This window comes from Streptomyces sp. NPDC050287 (assembly GCF_044459385.1).
Lineage (GTDB): Bacteria > Actinomycetota > Actinomycetes > Streptomycetales > Streptomycetaceae > Streptomyces.
This window is the reverse complement of the sequence record NZ_JBITIY010000041.1, coordinates 1-4,824: the sequence shown is the minus strand read 5'-3', so window position 1 is coordinate 4,824 and position 4,824 is coordinate 1. Positions and strand designations below refer to the sequence as shown.

Sequence of the window (4,824 nt, the reverse complement as noted above, 5' to 3'; positions counted from 1 at the left end):
AGCGGACCGGCCGACCGTGCCTCTCACAGCAGTGCACCCTTCCCCTCCGCACTCGCGGCACGGCACGCCGCCGAGTGCGCCATCACCGCACTCACCGCCGGCCGCTGCGGCCTGTGAGCCACACCGGCCCGCGCCCCCGGCAACCGCCCCCTCCCCAACACCATCGCCGGCGGCCATCTACACCACGGTTCCGGCGACTACGGCCCGCTGCTCGGGGTCGACAAGTAACGCCGTCTGCTGTGGAAGTGTGGTAAGAAGGACGTCACCCGGTACTTCTCCAAGCTGGAACTCATCCAGCAGACCCTCACCTACAAGCTCATCAAGGCGGTCCTGGTCCAGGACTTCGTCGACTGCTGGCACGGCAGCGCGAGCGGCTGCGCCTGGGCCCTGAGCAACTTCATCCCGGGCAAGGCGTTCAGCAAAGTCTTCGAAGGGATCCGGGCACTGGACGCCGCCATGAAGACCGGCGTCGGGGTCCGTGACGCGTTCCAGGCCCTCAAGGTGCTCGACCTGGACCCGGGGAACCTCGCGAAGCTCAACAACACCATCAACGCCTACGAAGACCTGGCCACCGCCTGCAGGGCGAACAGCTTCCCCGGCACCACCCGGGTGCTGATGGCGGACGGGTCACACCGGCCCATCAGCCAGGTGGGCGTGGGGGACCTCGTCAAGGCCACGGATCCGGCTTCCGGCCAGTCGCGGGCCCGGCAGGTCACCGACACCTTCAAGCACGACACCCGGCGGCTGGTGGACATCACCGTTGCCGACGGGGGGAAGCTGGCCAGCACCGCCGATCACAAGTTCTACGTGGTGGACCGCGGGTGGACGCTGGTCTCCGACCTGCGCGTCGGTGACCGTCTGCGCACCCCTGACCGCTCCGTCCGCGCGGTGACCGCCCTCCACGACCGCTCGGGCCTGGCTCCGCGCACGGTCTACGACCTCACGGTCGACGACCTGCACACGTTCTTCGTGCTGGCGGGCGCCGCTCCGGTTCTTGTCCACAACTGCAAGGTGGCGCTGGGGTGGCAGAACAATGGGAAGCTCGACGAGTGGGCCGGGCTGCCCGAGAACAAGTTCTCCACCTTCTCCAACGCGTCCCCGAGGGACTTCGCCCGGATCGCGGAAATGGCCATCGCCGACCCGAACGTGACGCTGCACATCAACATGACGGGACTGAACGAGCTCGGGGGCTTCATGGCGGCTGCCAAGCGTGGCCTGAGGGCCGGTGAGGCAGGACATGCCACGGACTACGAGATGTCCATGATCGCGAGGGCTCTCGCCAATGGTCAACGACCGTGGGATTCGGTCAAGTTCTACTCACCGTCGGGTCCGGGTGGAGCCATGAGACTGGATCCCTCGACAGATATGCCGGATCTCTCGGTGCTGGGGAAACTCAGCCCGGTGAAGGGTTCGGTCATCGGATCCTGCCACTGCTGAGGAATCGCACATGGACACCCATCGGAAAGACCTGTACCCGGACGTGACCGCTTCGGGCGGCCTCGGACCGGCCATGAAAGCGGCAGCGGAGCTTCGCGGATGCGACATCGGGCTGCCGCCCTGGGCCACGGACGTCATCAGCATCGAGACGGCAAGGGGGTATGTGTCGGTCCACCCTGCGACCGACGAGCGCCGGTTCCGGATGCGTGTCCTCATTCCCGGGTTCACCTGGGAGACTTCCGGGTTCTCCTGGGAGATCGGCTCGACTGGCGATCTTGGATTGCTCGTGGAGGCGGTCGCCGCATGGCGGCAAGGTATGCCGCTCGACGAGTTGGCGGCGAGATTCGAGTTCCTGGAGCTCGATGAATTCTCCGGGGCGCTCGACAGGGGAGAGCCCACTTCTTCGCAGTGGTCCGACCTTCTGTCGTCCGCATCCCACCGGAGGCAGTGGAACCTTCTGGGGCGCCTCCATGCGGATGAGGTGCTGCGGAACATGTTCCCGACGATCACGCACGGTGCCGTCCGCCTGCGGGTGGATCTGTTGGACGGAACAAGCCGTCAGGTCCTGGTGCATGAGGTGGACGGGGAGCGCTATGAGGTCATGCGCGTCGGGATGCCCGGGGCCGCCTGGGTCGAGGTACCGACCGGTGATCTGATCACCTGCCTTCGAGCTGCCTTGAACGAACAGTGATCTCGACAGATCGATGAAGCCGAACCCCCGCCAGGTAATTCCTGGCGGGGTTTCTTCATGGTCAGGTGTTCGGCTCGCCCTCTTCGGGGGCTTCGCCGGCTGGCTGCTCGACCACGAAAGATCCTTTGCCGCGCACGGTGACGATCAGTCCGCGCTCGCGAAGTTCCTGGGCGGCACGGCGGGCCGTGAGTCGGGCCACGCCGTACTCGTCGGCAAGGTGGTTCTCCGAAGGAATGGGCCTGTCCGGCGCCAGCTCGCCGGACTCGATCTTCCCGGCGATGACGTCGGCGAGCTGGATGTAGAGCGGTCTAGCGCTCATCGGGTCCAGCGTGGCCCTCGGCTCTCCCATATCGCTCATACGTCCAACGTAGAGCGGTGGTGACCTGCACGATCGTGTGGATCCCTCCGCACTTGTATGCAGAGGGCTGCAGACCGGTGTAGCTTCGAAGAAGGAAAGACCCCGGCGAGGTGGCTAGACCTCCCGGGGCACGGCCAACGCCGCATAGGAGCGTCGACATGCACGACCTTATCCGCCGCACCCTCGAATGGGTGCGCCTCCTCTTCGCCCCGGGTACCGGGAAACGGCGCCGCCCCCACCGCTACTCGTACCCCCGACTCCACCTCACCGTCGTACGCAACCCCTCCGCACCCCTGCCCCGCCACCGCTCCCCGTACGGCCTCCCCACCCCCCTCGACGGGACCGAATCCGCCCTCGTACGCCCCTACCTCGCCGCCCTCGAACAGGAGGCCGCGCTCCAGCAGCACTGCCGTCTCGCCCCCGTACTCGCCGCCGACTTCGGGATCGACCTCGATCAGCGCCTGATCGGCGCGCAGAAGGCGGCCGCCTGATGGAACGCACGACCGACCCCGCGACGCCCCTCACCTCCCCCCGCCTGCTGCCCTGGCCGTCCCCCGACGGCAAACCCAGCTACCTGCTGACGGACAGCGGCGGCGGATACGCGTCCCGCCTCGCCGACGAAATGGAGGCCACGCAGCTGGCCACGGGTGCCGACGTACTTGGCCTCGCCCGCGCGGTGCTGGACGACGTCACGTCGCCGTACACCGAGGTCCGCTACGCCGGCCTCCGGCTCGCCGAGTGCCTCACCGACGCCCTGCGCGTCGCCGAGTCCCGGGGGCTGCGCCTGACTGAGGACGCCGACGGCACCGACGTGACCGAACGCGGCAGGCCGGCGTAACCAGCGGTCCGTCGGCGACGGAGACACGGGCGCGCACGTTGTGTACACATGGCACACTCGGTACTCTTGGGCGCATGGCCCAAATGCCCATAGAGTCCATCCGCGATGTGCGCGCCCACCTCGCCGAAGTGGTCGAGCGTGCCGATCGGGACGACACACCCACGGTCATCACCCGGCGCGGCAAGCAGGTCGCAGCGGTCGTCTCCATCGAGGTTCTGCGCAAGTACCAGGAGTGGGAAGAGCGCGAGGTCAACCGGATCATCGACGAGCGTATGGCCAACCCGGCGGCCGGTGTCCCGATCGAGGACGTCATGAGGGAGACGCTGGCGCGCGGTGAGTGAGTACCTCACCGTCTTCCGGCCGGAGGCCCAGGCCGAGCTGCGCAAGATCCCCCGGGACGCGGCGCTCCGCATCCTTGCCAAACTGACGGAGCTGGAGACCGATCCGCTCGGCTTCAACACCACCTCGCTCGTGTCCCAGCCGGACAGGCGCCGACTGCGCGTCGGCGACTACCGCGTCCTCTACACGATCGACAACGGGGAACTGGTGGTGTGGGTCGTCCATGTCGGACACCGCTCCACGGTCTACGACGCCTGACGCGGACGGCACGGGTTTCGTGCGGCCGCCCTCCTCGTGACAACTCTCCAGCGCCCGGGTCGACTTCGGTCGGGCCGGGCGCTGTCTCCGTTACCAGCGCGGGGAGACCAACGGGTGCATTGCTTCCGGCGTGCGCCCCCCGGCGGCTCCGAGACATCGGCCACAGTCGGCAACCTCGCGGTGGCCGTGGGTACTCGGGCTTCGAGGCAGACGACAGGAGATGACGGCAGGGAGGTCGGGCGTGTGCAGGGAGGAAGGGTCTGGAATGTTCCGGTGGGACGAGGAGTCCGCTCAGGCAGTCCGGCTGTCGGAGTCCTGGGCGGCGTCGTGTATCCGTGCCGCCGCCGCGTCGCAGAACGCCTCCAGCCCCTGCAGCAGCGCGCTCCGCTTGCCTGCGGGCATCTGGTCGAGAACTGCCTGGAGCTCCCTCTCCCTGCGTACGCGGAGGTCGGCGAGGAAGGCGCGGCCCCGGCCGCTGATGTGCAGGCGCACCTCACGCCGGTCGTTCGGGCTCACCACGCGTTCGACGAAACCGGCGGCCTGGAGGCGGTCGCAGAGCCGACTGGTCGACGGGGGTGTGGAGGCGAGGCTGTCCGCGAGGGTGCGCAGGTTGATGCCCTCCTGGTGCTCGAGTATGAGCAGCACGCGCAGTTGGGACGCGGAGGCGGGGGCCGTCGAGGCGCGCCCCCACAGGACTTCCAGCAGCTCCGCGGCCGTTGAGGTCACGCGTGCGACTTCGTCCGGCTCGGGGCGGGGGCGGAAGGAAGTCACAGTCACACTCTCGCAGGTGCAGGGAAGGCCGTCAGCGTACTAGGTGTACTGCCCAGGCAGGTTGGTCAACCTGGTGATGGGCGGTTTGCCGCCGGTCGCGGTGTGGGGGCGGTGGTGATTGTAGTGATGGAG

The 4,824-nt window shown here is 67.9% G+C and carries 8 protein-coding genes; 6 read left to right on the top strand and 2 right to left on the bottom strand.

The window, feature by feature from the left end:
• Window positions 1-456: 456 nt before the first annotated feature.
• Together ACIBK3_RS46715 and ACIBK3_RS46710 are read left to right on the top strand one after the other, a co-directional pair.
• Complete coding sequence (locus ACIBK3_RS46715) at window positions 457-1,437, top strand: Hint domain-containing protein (RefSeq protein ID WP_399374764.1); 981 nt, start codon at window positions 457-459, stop codon at window positions 1,435-1,437.
• Between the two features lie 10 nt (window positions 1,438-1,447).
• Window positions 1,448-2,128, top strand: coding sequence for a hypothetical protein (locus ACIBK3_RS46710; RefSeq protein WP_399374763.1), 681 nt, complete (start codon window positions 1,448-1,450; stop codon window positions 2,126-2,128).
• Window positions 2,129-2,189: 61 nt separating this feature from the next.
• Here ACIBK3_RS46710 and ACIBK3_RS46705 read toward each other — a convergent pair whose 3' ends face one another.
• Window positions 2,190-2,447, bottom strand: a complete 258-nt coding sequence (locus ACIBK3_RS46705) for a GntR family transcriptional regulator (RefSeq protein ID WP_399374761.1) — start codon at window positions 2,445-2,447, stop codon at window positions 2,190-2,192.
• A 197-nt stretch (window positions 2,448-2,644) separates the two neighbouring features.
• Here ACIBK3_RS46705 and ACIBK3_RS46700 point away from each other — a divergent pair, with 197 nt between their 5' ends.
• From ACIBK3_RS46700 to ACIBK3_RS46685, 4 genes are all read left to right on the top strand, one after another.
• Window positions 2,645-2,977: a hypothetical protein gene (locus ACIBK3_RS46700; protein WP_399374760.1), complete on the top strand. Its 333-nt coding sequence runs from the start codon at window positions 2,645-2,647 to the stop codon at window positions 2,975-2,977.
• On the top strand, window positions 2,977-3,324 hold the full coding sequence (locus ACIBK3_RS46695; protein ID WP_399374758.1) for a hypothetical protein: 348 nt from the start codon (window positions 2,977-2,979) through the stop codon (window positions 3,322-3,324). Before ACIBK3_RS46700 ends, ACIBK3_RS46695 begins: the two co-directional genes overlap by 1 nt.
• 74 nt (window positions 3,325-3,398) lie before the next feature.
• Entirely contained in the window at window positions 3,399-3,665 is a 267-nt protein-coding gene (locus ACIBK3_RS46690; protein WP_399374756.1) for a type II toxin-antitoxin system Phd/YefM family antitoxin, read from the top strand.
• Window positions 3,658-3,921: a type II toxin-antitoxin system RelE/ParE family toxin gene (locus tag ACIBK3_RS46685; protein WP_399374754.1), complete on the top strand. Its 264-nt coding sequence runs from the start codon at window positions 3,658-3,660 to the stop codon at window positions 3,919-3,921. Before ACIBK3_RS46690 ends, ACIBK3_RS46685 begins: the two co-directional genes overlap by 8 nt.
• A gap of 291 nt (window positions 3,922-4,212) precedes the next feature.
• Here the strand turns inward: ACIBK3_RS46685 and ACIBK3_RS46680 are convergent, their stop codons facing one another.
• Window positions 4,213-4,698, bottom strand: coding sequence for a MarR family transcriptional regulator (locus tag ACIBK3_RS46680; RefSeq protein ID WP_399374752.1), 486 nt, complete (start codon window positions 4,696-4,698; stop codon window positions 4,213-4,215).
• Window positions 4,699-4,824 lie beyond the last annotated feature (126 nt).

Coding starts and splice junctions, on each gene's coding strand:
- ACIBK3_RS46715 (WP_399374764.1), top strand. CDS start 457: ATGAAGACCGGCGTCGGGGTCCGTGACGCGTTCCAGGCCCTCAAGGTG.
- ACIBK3_RS46710 (WP_399374763.1), top strand. CDS start 1,448: ATGGACACCCATCGGAAAGACCTGTACCCGGACGTGACCGCTTCGGGC.
- ACIBK3_RS46705 (WP_399374761.1), bottom strand. CDS start 2,447: ATGAGCGCTAGACCGCTCTACATCCAGCTCGCCGACGTCATCGCCGGG.
- ACIBK3_RS46700 (WP_399374760.1), top strand. CDS start 2,645: ATGCACGACCTTATCCGCCGCACCCTCGAATGGGTGCGCCTCCTCTTC.
- ACIBK3_RS46695 (WP_399374758.1), top strand. CDS start 2,977: ATGGAACGCACGACCGACCCCGCGACGCCCCTCACCTCCCCCCGCCTG.
- ACIBK3_RS46690 (WP_399374756.1), top strand. CDS start 3,399: ATGGCCCAAATGCCCATAGAGTCCATCCGCGATGTGCGCGCCCACCTC.